The 21,858-nt window shown below is 41.1% G+C and carries 21 protein-coding genes; 11 read left to right on the top strand and 10 right to left on the bottom strand.

The genetic code is table 11. The features are described 5' to 3' along the window. Nucleotides 1-5: 5 nt before the first annotated feature. The 3 genes from OQX62_RS01770 to OQX62_RS01760 all read right to left on the bottom strand — a co-directional run bounded on the left by OQX62_RS01770 (nt 6) and on the right by OQX62_RS01760 (nt 1,909). The gene (locus OQX62_RS01770; protein ID WP_265829660.1) at nt 6-479 is read right to left on the bottom strand and encodes a DUF5684 domain-containing protein; all 474 of its coding nucleotides are present in this window, start codon (nt 477-479) and stop codon (nt 6-8) included. 83 nt (nt 480-562) lie between these two features. After that, a complete protein-coding gene (gene lipB / locus OQX62_RS01765) occupies nt 563-1,258 on the bottom strand; it encodes a lipoyl(octanoyl) transferase LipB (RefSeq protein WP_265829659.1) in 696 nt (231 codons plus the stop codon). Between the two features lie 9 nt (nt 1,259-1,267). Beyond that, nucleotides 1,268-1,909, bottom strand: a complete 642-nt coding sequence (locus OQX62_RS01760; protein ID WP_265829658.1) for a 4'-phosphopantetheinyl transferase family protein — start codon at nt 1,907-1,909, stop codon at nt 1,268-1,270. A gap of 65 nt (nt 1,910-1,974) precedes the next feature. Here OQX62_RS01760 and dcd point away from each other — a divergent pair, with 65 nt between their 5' ends. From dcd to OQX62_RS01735, 5 genes are all read left to right on the top strand, one after another. Next, the gene (gene dcd / locus OQX62_RS01755; RefSeq protein WP_265829657.1) at nt 1,975-2,511 is read left to right on the top strand and encodes a dCTP deaminase; all 537 of its coding nucleotides are present in this window, start codon (nt 1,975-1,977) and stop codon (nt 2,509-2,511) included. A gap of 73 nt (nt 2,512-2,584) precedes the next feature. Then, on the top strand, nt 2,585-5,281 hold the full coding sequence (locus tag OQX62_RS01750; protein ID WP_265829656.1) for a carboxypeptidase-like regulatory domain-containing protein: 2,697 nt from the start codon (nt 2,585-2,587) through the stop codon (nt 5,279-5,281). A 3-nt stretch (nt 5,282-5,284) separates the two neighbouring features. Further along, nucleotides 5,285-6,049 (top strand): enoyl-CoA hydratase/isomerase family protein, encoded by a 765-nt coding sequence (locus OQX62_RS01745; protein WP_322973665.1) that lies wholly within the window; start codon nt 5,285-5,287, stop codon nt 6,047-6,049. Between the two features lie 3 nt (nt 6,050-6,052). Beyond that, on the top strand, nt 6,053-6,928 hold the full coding sequence (locus OQX62_RS01740) for an SDR family oxidoreductase (protein WP_265829655.1): 876 nt from the start codon (nt 6,053-6,055) through the stop codon (nt 6,926-6,928). A gap of 63 nt (nt 6,929-6,991) precedes the next feature. Next, complete coding sequence (locus OQX62_RS01735; protein WP_265829654.1) at nt 6,992-7,273, top strand: ATP-dependent Clp protease adaptor ClpS; 282 nt, start codon at nt 6,992-6,994, stop codon at nt 7,271-7,273. A 1-nt stretch (nt 7,274) separates the two neighbouring features. Here OQX62_RS01735 and OQX62_RS01730 read toward each other — a convergent pair whose 3' ends face one another. Beyond that, entirely contained in the window at nt 7,275-7,874 is a 600-nt protein-coding gene (locus tag OQX62_RS01730; RefSeq protein ID WP_265829653.1) for a thioredoxin family protein, read from the bottom strand. Between the two features lie 97 nt (nt 7,875-7,971). Here OQX62_RS01730 and OQX62_RS01725 point away from each other — a divergent pair, with 97 nt between their 5' ends. From OQX62_RS01725 to OQX62_RS01715, 3 genes are all read left to right on the top strand, one after another. Further along, on the top strand, nt 7,972-10,470 hold the full coding sequence (locus OQX62_RS01725) for a TonB-dependent receptor domain-containing protein (RefSeq protein ID WP_265829652.1): 2,499 nt from the start codon (nt 7,972-7,974) through the stop codon (nt 10,468-10,470). 79 nt (nt 10,471-10,549) lie between these two features. Beyond that, entirely contained in the window at nt 10,550-11,104 is a 555-nt protein-coding gene (locus OQX62_RS01720) for an NUDIX domain-containing protein (RefSeq protein WP_265829651.1), read from the top strand. Between the two features lie 8 nt (nt 11,105-11,112). Then, nucleotides 11,113-11,859, top strand: coding sequence for a lysophospholipid acyltransferase family protein (locus tag OQX62_RS01715; RefSeq protein ID WP_265829650.1), 747 nt, complete (start codon nt 11,113-11,115; stop codon nt 11,857-11,859). On the opposite strand, the gene OQX62_RS01710 is transcribed toward OQX62_RS01715, so the two are convergent. Both OQX62_RS01710 and OQX62_RS01705 read right to left on the bottom strand, forming a co-directional pair. Next, nucleotides 11,856-12,602, bottom strand: coding sequence for a LytR/AlgR family response regulator transcription factor (locus OQX62_RS01710; protein ID WP_265829649.1), 747 nt, complete (start codon nt 12,600-12,602; stop codon nt 11,856-11,858). The two genes, OQX62_RS01715 and OQX62_RS01710, sit on opposite strands and share 4 nt — an antisense overlap. Next, entirely contained in the window at nt 12,599-13,624 is a 1,026-nt protein-coding gene (locus OQX62_RS01705; protein ID WP_265829648.1) for a sensor histidine kinase, read from the bottom strand. Before OQX62_RS01705 ends, OQX62_RS01710 begins: the two co-directional genes overlap by 4 nt. A 201-nt stretch (nt 13,625-13,825) precedes the next feature. Between OQX62_RS01705 and OQX62_RS01700 the strand changes: the two genes are divergently transcribed. The 3 genes from OQX62_RS01700 (at nt 13,826) to OQX62_RS01690 (ending at nt 16,518) form a co-directional block, all read left to right on the top strand. Beyond that, on the top strand, nt 13,826-14,107 hold the full coding sequence (locus OQX62_RS01700; protein ID WP_265829646.1) for a hypothetical protein: 282 nt from the start codon (nt 13,826-13,828) through the stop codon (nt 14,105-14,107). A 183-nt stretch (nt 14,108-14,290) separates the two neighbouring features. Further along, the gene (locus tag OQX62_RS01695) at nt 14,291-14,668 is read left to right on the top strand and encodes a BlaI/MecI/CopY family transcriptional regulator (protein WP_265829645.1); all 378 of its coding nucleotides are present in this window, start codon (nt 14,291-14,293) and stop codon (nt 14,666-14,668) included. Further along, nucleotides 14,665-16,518, top strand: coding sequence for a TonB family protein (locus tag OQX62_RS01690; protein ID WP_265829643.1), 1,854 nt, complete (start codon nt 14,665-14,667; stop codon nt 16,516-16,518). Before OQX62_RS01695 ends, OQX62_RS01690 begins: the two co-directional genes overlap by 4 nt. A gap of 78 nt (nt 16,519-16,596) precedes the next feature. Here the strand turns inward: OQX62_RS01690 and OQX62_RS01685 are convergent, their stop codons facing one another. The 4 genes from OQX62_RS01685 to OQX62_RS01670 form a co-directional block, all read right to left on the bottom strand. Beyond that, nucleotides 16,597-17,367, bottom strand: a complete 771-nt coding sequence (locus OQX62_RS01685; RefSeq protein WP_265829641.1) for a succinate dehydrogenase/fumarate reductase iron-sulfur subunit — start codon at nt 17,365-17,367, stop codon at nt 16,597-16,599. 23 nt (nt 17,368-17,390) lie between these two features. Further along, nucleotides 17,391-19,370: a fumarate reductase/succinate dehydrogenase flavoprotein subunit gene (locus OQX62_RS01680; RefSeq protein WP_265829639.1), complete on the bottom strand. Its 1,980-nt coding sequence runs from the start codon at nt 19,368-19,370 to the stop codon at nt 17,391-17,393. Nucleotides 19,371-19,396: 26 nt separating this feature from the next. Next, on the bottom strand, nt 19,397-20,077 hold the full coding sequence (locus OQX62_RS01675; protein ID WP_265829637.1) for a succinate dehydrogenase cytochrome b subunit: 681 nt from the start codon (nt 20,075-20,077) through the stop codon (nt 19,397-19,399). Between the two features lie 212 nt (nt 20,078-20,289). Further along, nucleotides 20,290-21,822 (bottom strand): trypsin-like peptidase domain-containing protein, encoded by a 1,533-nt coding sequence (locus tag OQX62_RS01670; RefSeq protein ID WP_265829635.1) that lies wholly within the window; start codon nt 21,820-21,822, stop codon nt 20,290-20,292. Between the last annotated feature and the right edge of the window lie 36 nt (nt 21,823-21,858).

Raw genomic sequence — 21,858 nt, 5'->3', positions numbered from 1 at the left:
AATTATTAAGCTTCTGGAGTTGTGGGTGGTTTGTTGAAAGGATTATCTGTGCCAAAACGATTATTAGGGTTAAAGTTAGGATTAAAGCCCTGGTTTGCTTCTGCTGCTGTTGGACCTAAATACGGGTTATTCCCGAAAGCCAGCATAGGGATAAATACAAATGGCAAAAGGATTACCCCAACAGTATAACCTTCAGATTTGCCGAAACTTTTCACGAAAAGATTAAGCAACCATATAGCGAACACGATGTTTACGCAAGGAATTAACAACCAGAGAATCCAGATTGTCGGTTTTCCTACAATCTCAATCATCACAAGACTGTTGTAAACAGGTACTATTGAAGCCCAGCCCGGTTTGCCGGCTTTTTCGTAGAGCTTCCATAATGAAGCGATCACCAAGATTAGTATGGCGAAATAAAAGATCATGCCGACACCAAATATGGCGCCAAATACTGAAGAATCTGTAGAGTTGTAATCCATAAGTTTAATTCTATTTATTTTTCAAGGAAGGTAAGAATAAAAACTCTAAATAGAAATTATGGTATTACTTTTTTAGTGATAATTTAGTATAACTCCATTTGGAATAAGTCTGCGATGTTTTTTTTAAGTAATTTCTTCACATCAGACATATCAACCGGATGTCCTAATTCACGCTCCATGGATGTCACATCTTTATCATCTATCCCACAAGGAATTATATTTCTAAAATAATCCAGGTTAGCATTTACGTTAAAAGCAAAGCCATGCATGGTTACCCAGCGACTGCATCTCACGCCCATCGCACAGATTTTTCTTGCTTTTTCATTATCAGCATCAATCCATACTCCTGTAAATCCCGGATACCTGCCGGCGTTGATATTATATGCAGCAAGGGTAAGAATAACAGCCTCTTCCAGGGTGCGGAGATACAAATGAATGTCGGTAAAAAAATTATCAAGATCCAGAATAGGGTAACCAACCAGTTGTCCCGGCCCGTGGTAAGTGATATCACCTCCGCGATTGATTTTGTAATAAGTAGCGGCTTTATCTTCGAGCCCTTTTTCATCCAGGAGTAAGTTCCCGGGATGACCGCTTTTACCTAATGTATATACATGGGGATGTTCACAAAAAACGAGAAAATTAGGTGTCTCTTCTGTTGTCCCGTTATTTCGGTTATTGGTTTTAATGGCTATAGTACTGTTGAAAATAAGTTCCTGACGATCCCAGGCTTCCTGATAATCTACCAGTCCCCAATCCACAAATTCTACCTTTTTATTCATCTCTGTCAGTTAAGCAACAACATAACCAAGCATATACCCTGGAATGGTGTTGAAATAATTTACTGTTAATGTCCTGATTCCTTCCGGCAGATGTACAATAACCGTCATCGACCCTTCATCTTTTAATTCAAAAGGCTGGATATGGATATCTCTTTTAAATTCAAACCCTTTTTTTCCGTACCATTTATAGACTGCTTCTTTCACACACCAGCAAACGTATAATCCATTGGTATCATCCTTTACATTAGGCTGCGCGAGCTCCGGAGGAGAGAGGAATTTTTGCTGGATACGGTGGATCTTGGTTTTAATCTGCTCTATATCTACACCAACACTCCTGTCTTTCCCAATCATTACAGCAGCATAATCATAAGAATGACTGAGTGAAATATGATAGGGAGAATTGACAAGATACGGCTTCCCGTGTTCATCCATACGGCAGTCGATATATTCCTGCGTATTCAACATTTTGCGCAGCAGCAGGCGCGTACTTAACCAGTGCAGCAATCGCTTGCCATTATTTAGTGAGGCAATAAAATCCAGCTCATGCTGCTTTAACTGAAGACCGGAAAGGAGTTCTTCTTCCCCTTCTTCAATCTTCCATACGGCAAGTATGGTCTGCTCGTCAATATTTTTATTATAGATTACAGGCATCCTATTTAAAAAATCAATGCAAAAGTATCTTAAATTAATCATAATTTCGCCCAAAGACTTTACAAATGATACTTTCCGATAAACGCATTCTAGAAGAAATAGACAAAGGAACAATAATTATTGAGCCCTTTAAACCCGAGTGTTTAGGCACAAATTCCTATGATGTTCATCTGGGTAAATATTTGGCTACCTATATGGACAGGGTACTGGATGCAAAAGCACACAATAAAATTCAGCATTTTGAGATCCCTAAAGATGGTTTTGTACTTCAGCCGGGAACATTATATCTTGGCGTAACCCTGGAATATACAGAAACTCATGCGCACGTTCCTTTTCTGGAAGGTAAATCCAGTACAGGTCGTTTAGGTATTGATATACATGCTACAGCCGGCAAAGGCGACGTTGGTTTCTGCAATACATGGACACTGGAAATTTCCTGTGCACAACCAGTCAGGATTTATGCGGGCATGCCTATAGGTCAGCTGATTTATTTTGCAGTTGAAGGCAATATCGAAACCATGTATAATGCTAAAAACGATGCTAAATACAGTAATAAAACCACCAAGCCTGTGGAAAGCATGATGTGGAAGAATAAATTTTAAACTATGCATTAACAGCTATAGCTTTTGAGCCTCAATATACTTATATTGAGGCTTTTATTTTTTACGGCAAAATATGAAAATCAAGTATACCGCGTTATCGCTCCTGTTATTCATTTGTACCTTTTTCTGCGCTTTCAGACTGGCTGATGATCCTTTTGATATACTATTAAAAAAAATAACAGATTATATACAGGCGCATCCGCAGGAAAAGGTACATCTCCATCTGGATAAACCCTATTATGCTATTGGCGATAATATCTGGTTCAAAGCTTATGTAACGGATAACAATACGGATGAACCCACTACGATCAGTAAGGCCTTATACGTGGAACTGATCAATGAAGAAGATTCTATAAAAAAACAGATCAAATTGCCACTGCTGGCTGGAGTAACATGGGGAGATTTCAAACTGACAGACTCCCTGACAGAAGGAAATTACAGGATCAGGGCCTATACGCAATGGATGAGGAACTCCGGGCCGGATTACTTTTTCGATAAAACGATAAAAATAGGAAATGCATGGGCTAATAAAGTATTTACGAGCACTGCTTACACCTTTAGCAAAAAAGATAATGGAGAAAGTGTAAGTGCTGCGATAAAGTTTAGTGATAAGCAGGGGCAGCCTTATGCCGGGCAGGTGGTGACTTACGAAGTGGAGCTAAAGAACAAAATTACAGCCCGCGGAAAAGCGACCACAAATGCGGGGGGAGAAATTTTTGCAACTTTTAATAATCCCAATCCGGGTACAGCTGTGGATGGCCGTATCAATGCGATCTTAACACTTCCAAATAAACAGAAAATCAGCAAAAGTATTCCTGTCAGAGCCGCAACTGATGCGATTTCAGTGCAGCTGTTTCCTGAAGGAGGAAATCTGGTCAGCAACCTGCCTTCTAAGGTGGGTATCAAAGCCATAAATGCAATGGGGCTTGGTGAAAATGTTCAGGGAGCACTGTATGACGACCTCGGTACGGAAGTACTCACTTTTGAAACAACACACCGTGGTCTGGGAAATTTTATAATCAACCCCCAGTCAGATAAGACCTATATGCTGAAAATTAAGCTGAAAAACGGGGGTACGCAGGATATTCCACTCCCGAAAGTGATGCCCGAAGGTTATGTTTTAGCTATTAACAATACGGATAGCAGTAAAGTGTACGCCAAAATTCTGATGAGCGAAGCGGTGATGAACAAGGGTGAACTGAAGCTGGTGATTCAGCATAACAATACTGTTTATGCGGTGTTGAAGACAAAGCCCGGAAAACAGATCACGACCTTTTCTATTGCTAAAAATGAAATTCCTTCGGGAATACTTCACTTCACGTTATTCAGTGCGGATAATATTCCGGTAGCAGAAAGGATGATCTTCATCAATAATGCCGCAGGAAAGATTGATGCAACTTTAACGAATTTAAAGGGCAATTATGGAAAGAGAGAGAACATGCAGCTGGAATTTTTGGCTAAAGACGGGGGTAAACCTACGCAAGGCAGTTTCTCTGTTGCAGTAACCAATGGCAGTATTGTAGAGCCGGATGTAGATAATGAGACGAATATCCTGACTAGCCTGCTGTTAACGGGCGACTTAAAAGGATACGTGGAAAAACCGAATGAATACCTTAAAAATGATGACAGGACTACGCGGGAAAATCTGGATAACCTGATGCTTACGCAGGGATGGACAAGACTGTTATGGAAGGACATATTGACAAATACACCTGTACCAGCACCTGTTTTCCCAGTTGAAAAGGCTTTAAGAGTAAGCGGAACAATTACGACGACGGGTGGTAAACCCGTTCCTAATGGAAGAGTATCATTGTTTTCTACTTCGGGTGGATTGTTTATGATAGATACCTTAACTGATGCTAAGGGACGTTTTGCATTTGAGAATCTTTCTTTTGGTGACAGTACTAAATTTATTGTACAGGCACGTAATGCAAAGAACAAAAAATATGTAGAGATTAACCTGGATGTGGTCCCTGATCAGGTAGTCACGAAAAATAAAAATACAGGTGACGTGGTAGTGAATGTGAATGAAGCAATCAGCGGATATATTAAGAAGAGTGAGGGGTATTTTGATGAGCTGACCCGCCGCGGACTGCTGGAACGAAGTTTTCTGCTGGATCAGGTGAATATCGTACAGAAGAAAAATCCTGCAAAAAACTCCGCGAACCTGAACGGTGCGGGGAATGCAGATGCAGTCATTACAGCAAAAGATCTGGGCACATGCATCACTTTATCGCAATGTTTACAGGGCAGAGTTGCGGGACTGATGATCCAGAACGGACAGGCCTTTCTGATGCGCAGCAATGGAACACCGATGCAGATCATTCTCGATGGGATGTATGTGGAGCCTGATTTCCTGGATAATATTCAGCCAACAGATGTAGAAACGATTGAGATTTTAAAGAGTATAGGAAATACAGCAATCTATGGTTCTAGAGGTGGTGGTGGGGTGATCATTATCACGACCAAACGCGGTGGCGGAGATTTAAGCTATTCGAGGTATTCTCCGGGAGTAATGACTTATGCACCGAGAGGTTTTTATGCGGTGCGCGAATTTTATTCGCCGCAGTATACGCCAGGAAATACAATCAGCGGGCAGGATCGAAGAACTACCGTTTACTGGCAACCACATTTTGCTACAGATGTAAATGGAATTGCTAAATTTAATTTTTATAACACAGACGAACCGGGAATTTACAGAGTTGTTATTGAGGGGATAAATGATGCGGGCCATTTGGCAAGAGCTGTTTATACCTATGAAGTAAAATAGAATATGATGAACACAATTAATGTGACAATAAAAGATCGTTTGGCTTTGATCACGCTTAACCGCAACAAATCAAATGCGCTGAACAGGGAAATGATCACAGAACTGAATGACATGCTGCACAATATTGCGAACGATGCAAATATTGGCGGAGCAATCATTACAGGCAGGGAGCATTTTTTTTCTGCCGGATTAGACCTGATAGAACTTTATGGCTATAATGAAGAAGAAATACGGTCTTTCTGGCTGTTGTTCCTGGAGTTTACGTCGAATATTACTGCTTTCAAAAAGCCTTTGGTTGCAGCAATTAACGGGCATGCACCTGCTGGAGGCTGTGTAATTGCGCTTGCCTGTGATGGCAGGGTAATGGCCGAAGGAAAATACATTATTGGCCTTAATGAGGTACCTGTAGGCATCATTGTACCAGACAGTATCTTTAAGTTATATGCTTTCTGGCTGGGAAGTGCTCATGCCTGCAGAAGCCTGCTGGAAGGTAAACTATTTAGTCCGGAGGAAGCCCTGACTATAGGATTGGTGGATGAACTGGTTAATCCGGACAGCATTATGACTGCGGCAGAACGCCGGATCAGAAAATATATGGCTTTTGAGCCAAATACCTGGCAGCAAAGCAAACTGAACATCAGAAAAGAACTGATTGCAGGGATGTCGGCCGACCAGTCGCAGACTTTGGATATGATGATCACCCAGTGGTGGTCGCCCGCCACACGCGGCCTGCTAAAAATGATTATTGATAACCTTCAAAAGAAATAACAAATGTATAGTCAACCCATGTTAAGAGACGATGCCTTAAAAGGTAAAACCATTGTAGTAACAGGCGGTGGTACAGGTTTGGGGAAAGCCATGGGTACCTATTTCCTGAAACTGGGTGCAAACCTGGTCATCACCAGTCGTAAGCTGGATGTACTGCAAAAAACAGCCGAAGAGATGGAGCAGGAGACCGGAGGTAAAGTTCTGGCGGTAGCTTGTGATGTAAGAGAATATGAGCAGGTAGAAAGTGTGCTTGCAGAAACTATAAAAACTTTTGGACGGGTAGACAGCCTGCTGAACAATGCTGCCGGCAATTTTATTTCTCCTACAGAGCGTTTATCAGCCAATGCCTTTTCCACTATTATAGATATCGTTCTGAAAGGATCGGTTAATTGTACCCTGGCCTTCGGTAAACACTGGATTAAAGAAAAGCAGGCTGCCAGTATTTTGAACATTGTGACCACCTATGCATTTACAGGCTCTGCCTTTGTTGTCCCTTCTGCCTGTGCGAAAGGTGGCGTGCTGGCAATGACACGTTCTCTTGCAGTAGAATGGGGCAAATATGGCATCAGAACAAATGCAATTGCACCAGGACCTTTTCCAACCAAGGGCGCATGGGAACGTTTATTACCAGGAGATCTTGCGGAGAAATTTGATTTTAAAAACAGGGTGCCCCTGAAACGTGTGGGTGAGCATCAGGAGCTGGCTAATCTGGCGGCATTTTTAGTGAGTGATTTCTCTGGTTATATTAATGGAGAAGTAATCAGTATCGATGGCGGGGAATGGTTGCAGGGCGCGGGTCAGTTTAACGGACTGGAAGCTATTCCTGCTGAAATGTGGGATGCTTTCGAGCAGATGACGAGATCTGCAAAGGGCAGCTAGATTTTTATTCATCAATTATTATTTTAAAGTGGCATTATTTTGAAAATACCTTATTTTTGTATCATGTCAACAGAAACAAAAGAAGAAACATTCACACTGGAAGAGATTTTAACCTCTCTGAAAACCTCTCACCGTCTCATTTTATGGAACGATGATGTAAACAGTTTTGATCATGTAATCTATTGTATGACAAAATATCTTGACTATACAGATTCTCAGGCAGAAAGGATTGCCTGGGAAGTGCACAATAAAGGCAAATGCGCAGTATTGGAAGGCTCATTTACAGAAATGGAAGTTTACCGCAAGATCCTTCAGCAGGAAGGTTTAACGGTTACGGTAGAATAAATTATTCCAGTTCCCTGAAAAGACTGGCCAGTTCATGCTGAGAAGTCTGGGTTTTATCTTTAGCATACCAGGAATGTAACTTTTCTGCCAGTGCAAAAAGATCCTGAATTTCTTTTTTCCATTCATTGAGCAATAGCTGCAGCGCATGCGGTCTCGGACCCCACTCTGCTACCAGCACGCCATTGCTATTAAGCACCAATAACTTAGGGATGGCTCTGCCCCCGTTAGTGAGATGTGCGTCAATTAATGGAAGGTTGGTATCACGTAAGATCAGTTTCAATTCAAACTGCGCAGGGGCCAAATCTGCAATCTTCTGGAACACCGGAACAAGCTGTGCCGCATCTCCACACCAGCCCTCGGAAATCACGAGTAAACTGTAGTGGCCTTTTACTGTTCCAATTGCTGCAGTCAGCTCCTCGTTTAACACAGTAGTTTTATCTACCCTGTTCATCCTTTGAACGTTTAACTTACTGTATTGCAACATTGCTTCACTATGGTCGCCTCCTGTTGTCTTGTTATTTTCAAGTAGTGAACTAACCAGATTCCTGTACTTTAGATAGGATAATCCTTCATTCACAAAAATATTACTATAATTAACCATAATTCTGCTGTAATAAAATAGTTACGCCCCGTTTTTTAAACTTCTCTGCCGTTACTTTGTCCCTCTATTAAAAATACCTAAATCGATATAATTCTAAATGAAGAAGAACCTCTATAAATATATATTTATAACGCTAACAATTTGTACGGCAACAGCATTAAAAATCAGCGCGCAGACAACCGCGTCCGGTAAACTTACGGGAAAAGTTGTAGATGTCCAAAATAATGAAACCGTTCCATATGCATCTGCAGTTGTATTGGACAGAAAAACAAAAGCTATTGTAAAAACCGGTCAGACCGACATCAATGGAAATCTGATCATCACCAATATTCCTGATGGCGTATTTACGGTAAAAATCAGTTATGTTGGTTATCAGACCATGGTAAGAGATTCCATATCGATCCTTAAAGGCAGGGAACTGATTAATCTCGGAACGATAAAAATGAAAGCCGCCAATGGTAATATCCTGAGTGAGGTGACTATTACCGCTACGAAGGCTCCTATTCAGCTGGGTATTGATAAAAAAGTTTTTTCGGTAGATCAGAGTCTGGTCAGCGAAGGTGGATCTGCGGGCGATTTATTACAGAATGTGCCCTCCATTCAGACAGATGTTGACGGTAATGTTAGTCTGCGGGGGTCTACTGGTGTGAGAGTACTGATAGACGGTAAACCTTCATTAATTGCAGGAGGAAATGTGGCACAGGTACTGGCCTCTATTCCTGCAAGCTCAATTGAAACAGTGGAAGTGATCACCAACCCCTCGTCAAAATACGATGCTGAAGGTCAGTCGGGTATTATCAATATTGTATTGAAGAAAAACACTAAACTGGGCTTAAATGGAAACGTTGCTTTGACCGCAGGGAACAGGGACAATTATAACGGAAATGCGAGTGTCAGCTTCCAGAACAAGAAGATCAATATTTATGGTAATTATGGTTACCGCTATGGAAATCGTCCCGGAGAAGGCTTCAACAATATTACTTACAAAACACCTGTTGGTACTGATGAGATAACTTACGCGTCACAGATCACTAATTCAACATCGCTGGATAAAAGCCATAATGCAAAAGCCGGACTGGATTATTATCTGACGGATAAAGATATCCTGAGCTTCTCGGGTGGTTTTAATATCAGGGACAATGATCGGAACGACAGACTGGACATCAATAAGTATGGGGCCGGACAACGTGCGGTGGAGTTCAGTAACCGTACCAATACCAATAACGGCAGTGGTAAAAGTTATGATCTGAATTTCGATTATAGCCATAAGTTCAAAAAACAAGGGGAAGAGCTGACTTTCAACTTTGGCTATTCTGAGGGAAGCAACGATAATTTCCAGTTATACAATACACAGATCAGTAATGTTAACGGAGCACCTGTTACTATTGCAGGAGAATTGAGAAATAACCAGAATGACGGAATCAACAGCAATTATAATATCCAGGCAGATTATACCGTGCCTATGGGTAAATTGGGTAAAATAGAAACCGGGTATCGCAGCCAGATCAGGCTATCCGACAACAGTGCGGTAGCCAACCTTTTTAATGCTACAACCGGGGAATACGATAAGGACTATCTGCTGTCGAATGAATTTAACAGTAAGGATCAGGTCCATGCTTTGTATTTTAACTATCAGAACCAGATCAAAAACTTTGGTTACCAGATTGGATTAAGAGGTGAGGATGCGAAATTAAATACCAGCTCCGGCGGATTTGACCGGGCGAATGACCTGATTTATATTCCTGGTAGTATCGCCTACAAACGTTTATATCCTAGTGTTTATATCACGCAGAAATTTAAAGGTGATCAGCAATTACAGTTGAGTTACACCAGAAGAGTAAACAGACCAAGACCCTGGGATACCAATCCTTTTGTTGATTATTCAGACCCGCTCAACTGGCGTCAGGGAAATCCAAGTCTTTTACCTGAAGACGTCCACTCTTTCGAATTGGGATTCAGTAAATTCTGGCCGAAAGTAACTTTGATTTCTACGGCTTATATGCGTCGTACAAACGACCTTATTCAAAGGGTAAGATCAATTCCTGATGCTGATGGGATCATCGTTACAAAGCCTCAGAATTTAACCAGGAACCTGGCAAGCGGACTGGAATTTATTGCAAAAGTAGATGTTGTTAAGGCCTGGAACTTTACTGCAAACGTGAATATCTACCACAGTAAAATAGACGCTGTACCAGAATACAATATCAATGGCAACTCCGGCTACAACTGGAATGCAAACGTAACCAGCAATTTTGTACTGCCACATAATATTACGTTGCAGCTGAGAGGTGAATATGAATCTGACGAAGTGATAGCCCAGGGTAAATGGAAAGAAAACTATGGTCTGGATGCCGGTGCTAAATATGACTTCCCTAATAAAAAAGCTTCCCTGAGTCTGAATGTAAGAAACGTATTAAATACCCAAAGATGGGGCATGTATGTAGAAGACGCAAATTCAATAACCGATTTCCAGCGGAAAATGGCAGGTGCGATGGGCAACCTCACTTTCTCTTACCGTTTCGGTAAAACTACTTTCATGAAAAAACCTAAAAAACAGGAACAGCAGGAAATGAAGCCTGACGAAGGTTCATTCTAAATAAATATTGATCAAAAGACCACCCTTTACTGGTGGTCTTTTTTGCTTTTGCTGAAATAAGAAATTTGTATCTTGCAGCATGGAAGAGAAGAACCCCTGGGTTACTGTGGAAAGCCGTAAAATATATGAAAACAACTGGATTGGATTAACTGAGCATCAGGTAATTAATCCATCCGGCGGACCAGGAATATATGGAGAAATCCACTTTAAAAACCTTGCCATTGGTATTCTTCCCTTAGACGAAAACAGGAACACCTGGCTGGTTGGACAATACCGGTTTCCACTTAAGGCCTATAGCTGGGAAATCCCGGAAGGTGGCGGTCCTTTGGAATTACCTCCATTGGATAGTGCTAAACGTGAATTGCTGGAAGAAACAGGACTAACGGCAACAACCTGGACTGAACTCCAAAGAATGCACTTATCAAATTCGGTAAGCAATGAGCTGGCGATTATTTATATTGCAACAGGTTTAACGATGGGCATAGCAGCGCCAGAAGAAACGGAGGAGCTGGTTTTACGAAAGGTTCACTTTGATGAAGCATATGCAATGGTTATGGATGGCAGGATCACCGATAGCATGAGTGTTGCGGCTATACTTAAAGCCAATATATTAATACAGGAAGGCAAATTATAAAATCATTTATGAACAAATTGTTGGGATACATCTTAACTCCCGTATTTTACTTTTTCTTTTTTCTGACGCTGATCATTTTTCAGCCTATCCAATGGGTTTGCTACCGCTTTTTCGGTTATCAGGCACATAAACGCTCGGTAGATTTTCTGAATTTTTTCCTTACCTATAGCCAGGTATTTTTGGGCAACACCACCACTTTTGTGAACACACAGCCCCTGCCACTGAATCAGCCTATCATATTTGTCGCCAATCACCAGAGCATGTACGATATCCCCGGGATTATTTGGTTTATGAGAAAATACCATGTGAAGTTTATCTCCAAGATTGAGCTCACCAAAGGGATTCCTTCTATTTCATTTAACCTTAAATATGGGGGAGGTGCAAATATCAACAGAAAGGATAGCAAACAGGCGGTATCCGAGATCATCAAACTGGGACGGAGAATGAAAGACAATAACTGGTCGGCCATGATATTTGCAGAAGGCACCCGCGCCAAGGACGGGCAAATGAAACCCTTCCAGGTAGGTGGAATTGCGACCTTACTTAAAGCCGCACCCAATGCCCTGGTGGTTCCTATTGCGATAGAAAACTCGTGGAAAATTGTACAATATGGTGGTTATCCCCTGAGTGCCGGTGAAAAGATCCGCTGGACTGTTCTGCCGCCGGTTTCTACAGCAGATAAAAACGCAGAAGAGCTTACTTTAGCTGCAGAAATGGCCATCAGGTCATTTTTAAAACAACCTGTTAAGGCTTAAATATTATTATTTTCTATCCTTTTGAAGAATTCATCACGGTAAGTATCTCCTATCGGAATGATTTTGCCACAGATGGTAATCCTGCTGCGTTCGATGCTCTCAATTTTGTCGAGCGCAATAATATAAGATTTATGCACGCGGATAAATTGCGAAGCAGGAAGTGTTTCTTCCATCCTTTTCATATTCTGTAGTGTAATTACTCTTTCAGTTTTGGTGAAGATGGAAATATAGTCCTTCAATCCTTCAATGTAGAGGATATCATCCAATTCGATCTTCTGGATTTTATGCTCTGTTTTCACGAAGATAAAATCCTGAACGGCCTGTGATGGAGTAACCACCGGTGCCGGAACAGGAACTGCGGCAACTGCAGGCTCTGCATTATTTTTCTGCTGGTTATGTACTTTCTCCACCGCCTTATAAAATCTGTCAAATGCAATTGGCTTCAACAGGTAATCTGACACATTCAGGTCATAACTTTCCAGTGCATACTGTGAATAGGCAGTAGTTAAAATGTAGCTCGCTTTATTATTGGCAATTTTAAGGAACTGTATCCCTGTTAAATCCGGCATCTGAATATCAAGGAAAACCAGGTCAATACCACCAGCCTGCACCAACTGCAGGCCTTCAATTGCATTCTCTGTCCTTTTAACCAGCTCCAGGAAGGGCACCTTAGATATATAATCTTCAATAATATCAAGCGCTAAGGGCTCATCGTCAACAGCAATACATTTTAATTTCATCATATATCAAGCATTAATTCACTGGTGTAGTGGGTGGTCGAATTTACAATATTTAATTTATATCGTCCAGGATAAAGGAGCTGCAATCTTCGTTCTACATTGTTGAGTCCTACCCCACCAACCTCATCTTTATTTCCATTGCTCTTTTTGTTGGTAATACTAAAGTGCAATATTTTCTGATTGGCAATTATATTTATTCTGATAGGGTCAGAATGATCATTCGCAACACCATGTTTAAAAGCATTTTCAACGAATGCAATCAGAATCAGGGGGATAATCTGCTGATCGTCAATCTCTCCATTGAGCGTCATATTTACAGCAGCGCCATCTTTAAACCTCAGTTTCTGCAGTTCGATATAACTCTTCAGGTATTCAATCTCTTTACTGAGCGACACCCAGCTGTCGTTACTTTCATAGATCATGTAACGCATAATATCTGAGAGTTTCAGTATCGCATCTGCGGTTTTATCCGACTTCTGATAGGCTAGTGAATAGATATTATTAAGTGAGTTGAACAGAAAATGAGGATTTAACTGCGACTTCAGGAACTGCAGTTCCATATCTTTTTTCTCCGTTTCCAGGCTGCGCTGAATATTGATATTGCTAAACCAGGCGAGTGTAAATTTAATGAGGCATCCGGAGATAATAAAAAAACCGGAGGTAAAAACAGAACTTAAAGCATAGATATGAATCGCTGTATAAGTAATCTCACCTGTTTTTCCGTCCTTATGCTGCAAAAGTACATCCCTGTATAAGACAGCCAGAATTGTTTTTGCAGCAGACATCACCGCAATTAGTGCAATCAGCGCAAGAATATAATACCAGGATTTTTTGAGCAGCTGAGGAATCAGCAGTGTGTAATTGATATAAAAAGTAGAAATATTGATAACAGCGAAATAAACGAAATTGACAACAATTTCATCATAGGTCAGCTTCCGCTCACCGAGGAATATCAACAAAAATAAGATACCTCCGATAAACAGCCAATAAATGAAATGTGCAATCAGTTCCCTTTTATTGTTCATCCCTAAATATAAAAAGGAGGAACGTGTAAAGGCTATTCCTTTCGACGAACTGGCATTTTTTTTCTACGAACAGGAATTATCCGTCAACATCCCGACTAATTCCCCCTTAATGCGTTTATCTAGGATAATATCCACTTCGTCTAAAAGATTTTAGCAGGTATTTTTTTATGATTCTATTTGTTTCATCAAAACGAAACGATTATGAAAAATCTATCAGGTTACCAACTGGAAAATCCAATGCATAAAGTAATGCAGGCTTCTTACCAAATGAATTTAGACACTTCATTCCTGATGACTATCTATACCTATACCATGAAAAAGTTAACAAATGTCTCTCCTTTTTTATTGCTGTTGGTTCCTGTTTTTATGATGATGGTGATTTCCCTGTCATTAAATGTACAGACAGTGAATGATAACGAAGTAGCAATGAAAACAGCGCCGCATACTGAGGTGGCAACAACAAATACTCCGCGAATAAGATAAGCAGAGATCAACCCGAAAATTTAGTTTTAGTTAATAGTTAGAAAGTGATGGCTGGATGGCCACCACTTTTTTTTTGTTAAAAAAAGATGCATCTACATTTTGAAACTAAATAATTAGTTTATACATTTATAACTATATTCTTAGTTCACAGAAAAACAGTCATAAAATACAAAATATAAACCTATGGAGATTAAAGACTTAACTAAAGCAGAAGAGCAGATCATGCAAATCATCTGGCAAATAGATAAAGGCTTCGTAAAAGAGGTGATCGACTTGCTACCGGAACCAAAGCCTGCATATAATACGGTTTCCACCATTATCCGGATCCTTGAAGTAAAAGGATTTATTGGTCACGAGGCACTGGGGAAATCACATCAGTATTATGCGTTGATCTCGCGAGACGATTACAAAAGACATGCAACAGAGAAATTACTGGGAAACTATTTCGAAAACTCTGTGGAGAGTATGTTCTCCTTCTTTGTAAAGGAAGAAAAGATGGATGTAGGTGATGTGGATGAGATTCTGAAAATGATTAGCAAACTTAAAAAGAAAACAAAATGACCTGGGCCCATTATCTCCTGCAAGTAAATATATACCTGGTTATATTTTACGCATTTTACAAGCTATTACTAGCTAAAGAGACTTATTTCATGTTGAACAGGTTATACCTGCTGTCTGCGGGCGTACTCTCCCTGGTTATTCCTTTTATTAGGCCGGAATGGTTTGCTGCCCAACCTGCAGCGCGCCAGGTACAGATCAGGGTGGAAGACCTTAATGCAATGATTGCGCAAGTAGTTATTGCTCCTGATCCGGACCGGTTCAACTGGGCTAAATTTGCATTGGCGGTCTATATCATCGGCGCAGCATTTTTTACGCTTTTATTCCTGTTCCGGCTAATAGGGGTCCGACGTTTACTCCATACTCCTGAAACAGGAATGGCGTTCTCATTTTTAAATAAAAAACAGATAGATCATCGTCTTCCTCAACTGGACACTATCCATCAGCACGAAGAAGTTCATATCCGCCAGCTCCATACGATAGATGTGCTGTTCTTTGAGTTACTGGGTATTGTTAACTGGTGTAATCCTGTAATTTACGTCTATAAGCATACCATCAAAAATATCCATGAATACCTGGCAGATGATGCGGCAGCCCATTTCCAGGGAGATAAGGAACAATATGCCATGCTGCTGCTCAGTAAAGCTTTTGGTGTGAACCAGAATGTACTCACTAATAGTTTTTTCAATAAATCACTGTTAAAAAAAAGAATTTATATGTTACACAAACAACGTTCTGGAAAAACCGCCATCTTAAAGTATGGCCTGTTTTTGCCCCTATTTGCAGTTACGCTGCTCCTTTCTTCTGCGACTATCCGCAAAAATGAAGAATTAAAAGCTGTTGCTGAAGAGATTAGCAGACCCGCACAGGAAATTTTAGCCGCAAACGACCTCAAGCCTTTTTACGACCATTTGTCGAGATCAATTAAATATCCCGCAACGGCATTAGAAAAGCAATTGCAGGGGAATTCAATAGTTCAGTTTACAGTGAGTAAAGCTGAAGTAAATGATATCGGTGTAAGTACTAAATTAGGTATGGGCTGTGACGCTGAAGTCATGAAAACAATATTGGCCTATAAGGGATTTGCGCTAATAGATGACGGCAAATACACTTTGAAAGTAAACTTTAGAGCAGAAGGAATGAAAACTCCTTTAAAAAATGCTGATGAAGCTTATCCGGAAGGTTATACCGTGCTGAATCCAGTGACAGTAAAGGCCAATTCAGCATCAAAGATAAGGATTACGGCTGATGCTCAGGATAACGAAGGCAAAGTATATGATTTCGTTTCCTTAACCCAACAGCCTTCATTCCCGGGCGGTATGGATAAATTTTATAAATATATTGCTGCCAGTGTAAAATATCCTGAAGAGGCACTAAAAAACAATGTACAAGGCAGAGTTTATTTATCTTACGTTGTTGAAACCAGTGGAAAACTGACAGATATCAAAGTTGAAAGGGGAATTGGCAGCGGACTGGATGAAGAAGCAGTAAGAATATTGGAGAATTCGCCCAACTGGGATCCCGGATATGATGGTAATACACCCGTACGTGTAAAATACAATATCCCTATATCATTCACTCTTGACAATAAAGATCCAAAAACAGATATTTCAGTGAGGACTAAAGATGGAAAGGTTCCGCCACTTTATATCATTGACGGTATACGTGCTATGGAGAGTGACATGAAAAAGATAAAAACAGACGATATAGAATCAATATCCGTACTTAAAGATGCCAGTGCGACTTCAACTTATGGAGAAGATGCGAAAAACGGGGTGATCCTGATTACCTTAAAAAAAGGAAAGAAATCGGAAGCTAAAGAGAGCACGATCAAGCCTGAACAGCATAATTAAACTGCATAATAAACACAAAACCCCGGGCAATTTGTCCGGGGTTTTTATGTTAAATCCTTGTCTCGTTGCCTAAATTTATTAAACTTCTTCCTCAGAAACAAATTTAGCAGCATAAAAATCTCTATTCATCCTTGCGATGTTCTCCAGAGAGATTCCTTTAGGACATTCCGCTTCACAGGCACCTGTATTTGTACAGTTTCCAAAACCTTCAGCATCCATTTGCGCTACCATGCTTTGCGCGCGACGGTAGCGTTCCGGCTGACCCTGAGGCAATAATGCCAGCTGAGAAATCTTAGCTGAAGTGAAAAGCATTGCAGAAGCATTTTTACAAGTAGCTACACAAGCACCACAACCTATACAAGCCGCAGCTTCAAAAGCAGCATCTGCCTGAAGCTTAGGAATAGGCAATGCGTTAGCATCTTGTGCATTCCCTGTATTAACTGAAATAAAGCCACCTGCAGCAATAATTCTATCAAACGCAGTACGATCTACCGTTAAATCTTTGATTACCGGAAAAGCCTTCGCTCTCCATGGTTCTACAACAATGGTATCTCCATCTTTAAATGAGCGCATGTGCAGCTGGCAGGTAGTGATACCCTCTTTCGGACCATGTGGTCTTCCATTGATATACATTGAACATGCACCGCAAATACCTTCTCTGCAATCGTGATCAAACACAATTGGTTCATCGCCCTTGTTAATCAGCTGCTCGTTTAAAACATCGAACATCTCTAAGAAAGACATATCAGGAGAAATTTCTGATAATTTATAATCCACCAAATTACCTTTGGCTTTATTATTCTTCTGACGCCAAACTTTCAGCGTTAAATTCATATTTCCTGTACTCATGGTATTGAGATTTTAGTACTAGATTATTTATAACTTCTTTGTGCAATCTTGATATTCTCGAATTTCAGCTCTTCTTTATGCAGCTCAAATTTAACACCTTCTTTAAATTCCCATGCAGCTACATATGCGTAGTTTTCATCGTCCCTTAAAGCTTCTCCTTCTTCAGTCTGATATTCTTCTCTGAAGTGTCCTCCGCAAGATTCATTTCTGTTTAATGCATCAATACACATCAGTTCACCCAGCTCGATAAAGTCGGCCACACGACCAGCTTTTTCCAGTTCAGGATTGAATTCATCAGCGGTTCCGGGAACACGTACATCGCTCCAGAAATCTCTGCGCAACTGCTGGATTTCTGCAATTGCTTCAGTTAAGCCTTTAGCATTACGTGCCATTCCACATTTATCCCACATAATCAGACCCAGTTTCTTATGGAAGAAATCGACAGATTTGGTTCCTTTGATGCTGATAAACTTATCCAGGATAGATTTTACACTGGCTTCGGCCTCAACAAAAGCAGGATGATCTAGTGGAATTGGTTTTGTTGCCAGTTCCTTTGATAAGTAAGCCCCAATAGTATAAGGGATTACAAAATAACCATCTGCCAGGCCCTGCATTAAAGCAGATGCCCCTAAGCGGTTGGCACCATGGTCAGAGAAATTGGCCTCACCTAATGCATATAATCCAGGTACAGTTGTCATCAGGTTATAATCAACCCATAAACCACCCATGGTATAGTGAACTGCAGGATAAATACGCATTGGCAATTCATATGGATCTTCACCCGTAATCTGCGCGTACATATCAAACAAGTTACCATATTTCTCTTTTACCACTTCACGTCCAAGGCGCATGCAAGTTGCATGATCCGGATTCTGAATATTGTGTTTAGTAGCTTCAATACGTCCGTAGCGCTCCGTGTTAGCAGCAAAGTCAAGGTAAACAGCCAGTTTAGACTTACCTACACCATAACCGGCATCACAACGCTCTTTAGCAGCTCTTGAGGCCACATCACGTGGTACAAGGTTACCAAAAGCAGGATAACGACGTTCTAAATAATAATCTCTTTCATCTTCAGGAATCTCCGAAGCTTTACGCTGATCATCTTTCTTTTTAGGCACCCAGATACGTCCGTCATTACGTAATGACTCAGACATCAGGGTTAATTTAGACTGGTGATCTCCTGAAACAGGAATACATGTAGGATGAATCTGTGTAAAACAAGGATTACCAAAGAAAGCTCCTTTTTTATGTGCTTTCCATGCCGCAGTAACATTACTTCCCATGGCATTGGTAGACAGGTAAAATACGTTTCCATAACCACCTGTACCTAATAAAACAGCATGACCAAAATGACGCTCCAGTTCTCCGGTGATCAGGTTACGTGCAATAATACCACGTGCTTTACCTTCAATTACCACTACTTCCAGCATTTCATGACGGGTAAACATCTCTACTTTACCCATACCAATCTGACGCTCAAGCGCACTGTAAGCACCAAGAAGTAACTGCTGACCAGTCTGCCCTGCTGCATAGAACGTACGCTGTACCTGTGTACCACCGAATGAACGGTTATCCAGCAGTCCGCCGTACTCTCTTGCCAGAGGTACACCCTGAGCCACACACTGATCGATGATACTTGTACTTACTTCAGCTAAACGATGAACGTTAGCTTCGCGGGCACGGTAATCACCACCTTTGATTGTATCATAGAATAAACGGTAAACACTGTCACCATCATTCTGATAATTTTTTGCCGCATTGATACCACCCTGAGCAGCGATAGAGTGCGCCCGTCTTGGTGAATCCTGAAAACAAAAAACCTTTACTTTATATCCCATTTCGGCAAGGGTTGAAGCTGCCGAAGCACCTGCAAGTCCTGAACCTACTACAACAATTTCTATACTTCTTTTATTGGCCGGGTTAACCAGAGGCATAGAAGACCTTAACTTGGTCCACTTTACGGTTAGTTCCCCTTCCGGTATATTTGCATTAAAATCTGCCATTTTATTTAGCGTTATACGTTCGAAATTTATTTAATAAGACCTGTATAGATAGCTACAGGCATGGCTGCGAAAAGGACTGATAAGATAATTGAATACCAGACACCTACGCTTTTAATTAGTGGAGAATACTTTCTGTGGTTCCATCCAAGTGTCTGGAATGCAGAAGCAAAACCGTGTAGTAAGTGGTATAACAAAGAAGCCATAGCCAATACATACAATACCACGATCCATACATTCTGGAAGGTCTCTTTCATTACAGCGAACAAATCCTCATGCCCGTTTGCATCTTCAGTAGGAATACCGGTAAAACGGGAAACCACCCAGAAGTTAGACAAATGAACAATCAGGAATATTAATAACAGTGTTCCAAGCAATCCCATAGAGCGGGAATACCATTTACTGTTTGCATTACCGCTATTTACCGCATACTTTACAGGACGTGCTGCCTGGTTCAGGAAGGTTAAACGCAGACCCTGAACAATGTGAGCCAATAAACCCAGCATCAGGATAATCTCAGATCCTCTGATTAACCAGTTGGTTGCCATGAAATGAGCACCAAGGTTGAATGTTAGACCACCGTCATTCAGAAATATCAATGAATTGATGAAACAATGCACGATAAGAAATAAGATTAGAAACAGGCCGGTGATACCCATTATTAGTTTTTTTCCTATAGATGAGGAAAAAGCGTTTCCGAAACTAGCCATTAGATTTATATATTTGAGTTCTATTCCTGCAAAAGTATTTAATAAATGACTTAATTTATACAGATGCAAGTTCTAAAATCTATTTAGAAACGTTCTAATCGCTTTTGAAGCTGATTCTTATCGATTGCAGTCTGATCAGCTACAATCAATTGCATAAAAAAACGGAAAGCGACATTTGCCACTTCCCGTCCGGAAATCTACATTTTTAAATATTAGTTGAAGCTGAAGGTATAATTACCATTTGGCCCTACTCCCGATACTGTGGTTTTACCACTTCTCGAGGTCGGCAGAGCCGCTTCTATATCTCTTACGTTATTCACCGCTTTACCATTAATAGCTGTTACCAGTAATCCTTTAGGGATGTCAAGGTTATCAAATGCCTTACCCGGTTCTACTCCGGTTACAACAACACCATTTTTAACACCATATTTCGCTTTGGTAGCTGCAGATGCCGGTGCAAATGATGCGCCCAGTTTACTGATGGTTGTTCCTGTAGCACGCGAGGCAAGAGCTGTACTTGGTTTGCCTATGCTTTCGTCGCCCTTCAGGGTTACCCCCACGTTCTGCTCTTTTCCGTCTCTGGAAATGGTCAGCTGCACTTTATCACCCGGACTTAAACGACCGATTGTTTCCTGCAGATCAGGAGAAGAAAAGATCTCTCTGCCGCCTACTTTTTTGATAATATCACCTTTACGGATACCTGCCGCAGCACCACCACCATTTGGCAATACATCACTTACATACAATCCGCTTACATCACTTACTTTTAGTTCTTCAGCTGCATCTGCGTTCAATTCCTGGAAGGTTACGCCTACATAACCACGTTTTACACTACCGTATTTTTTGAAATCTTCCAGGATCTTTTTCGCAAGATTTACAGGAATAGCGAAACCATAACCTTCATTGGTACCTGTCTGAGAGGCAATAGCGGAGTTGATACCCACCAGCTCTCCATTCGCATTCACCAATGCACCACCACTGTTTCCAGGGTTAATCGCTGCATCAGTCTGAATATAGGATTCAATCGAGTTATTTGTTCTTTGTTTTACTTTACCCGTACGCTGATATTCTTCATACTCTTCTTCAGTTGGCTGCTGTCCTCTGCCCAGAATACCTATAGAGCGTGCTTTTGCACTTACGATACCTGCTGTTACGGTAGTTTGCAAATCCAGCGGGAAACCTACTGCCAACACCCATTCACCTACCTGCACGTTATCCGAGTTACCCATTTTCACTACAGGCAGATCAGAAGCGTCAACTTTAATCAAGGCCAGGTCAGTATTGGCATCTCTACCAATCACGCGGGCTTCAACCTTACGTCTGTCTGATAAAATCACCTGGATCTTTTCTGCGTTTTCCACTACATGGTTATTCGTCACTATATAACCGTCAGGAGTGAGAATTACTCCGGAACCAGATGCTGCTCTTGGTGCACGCTGACTTCTGCCACCGCGACCGCCACCGAAGAACTCTTCCATCATATCCATCGGCGAACCGCCACCAGAACTGCCTGAAGAAGCAAATGTTGTTTTAATATGGACTACCGCAGGGGAAACCGCTGCTGCAGCCTGAACAAAATCTACTGATCCTGCCGATGAGATTGTACTTGGGTTACTGGCAAAATGAACATTCTGCTTTTCTGCCAGCGTTAGACCGGTGGTGTTATTTTCTAACATCTTGTAACCACCAATTGCTGCTGCACCACCTATAAATGCAGCTAAAACTATTAATGCTATTCTTTTCATATGTGTTATTGTTAGTTAATTGTATCCGAAAAATGT

The organism is Pedobacter sp. MR2016-24 (assembly GCF_026239655.1).
Taxonomy (GTDB): domain Bacteria; phylum Bacteroidota; class Bacteroidia; order Sphingobacteriales; family Sphingobacteriaceae; genus Pedobacter.
The sequence above is the reverse complement of the archived record's forward strand: the minus strand, read 5'-3'. Positions and strand labels throughout refer to the sequence as shown.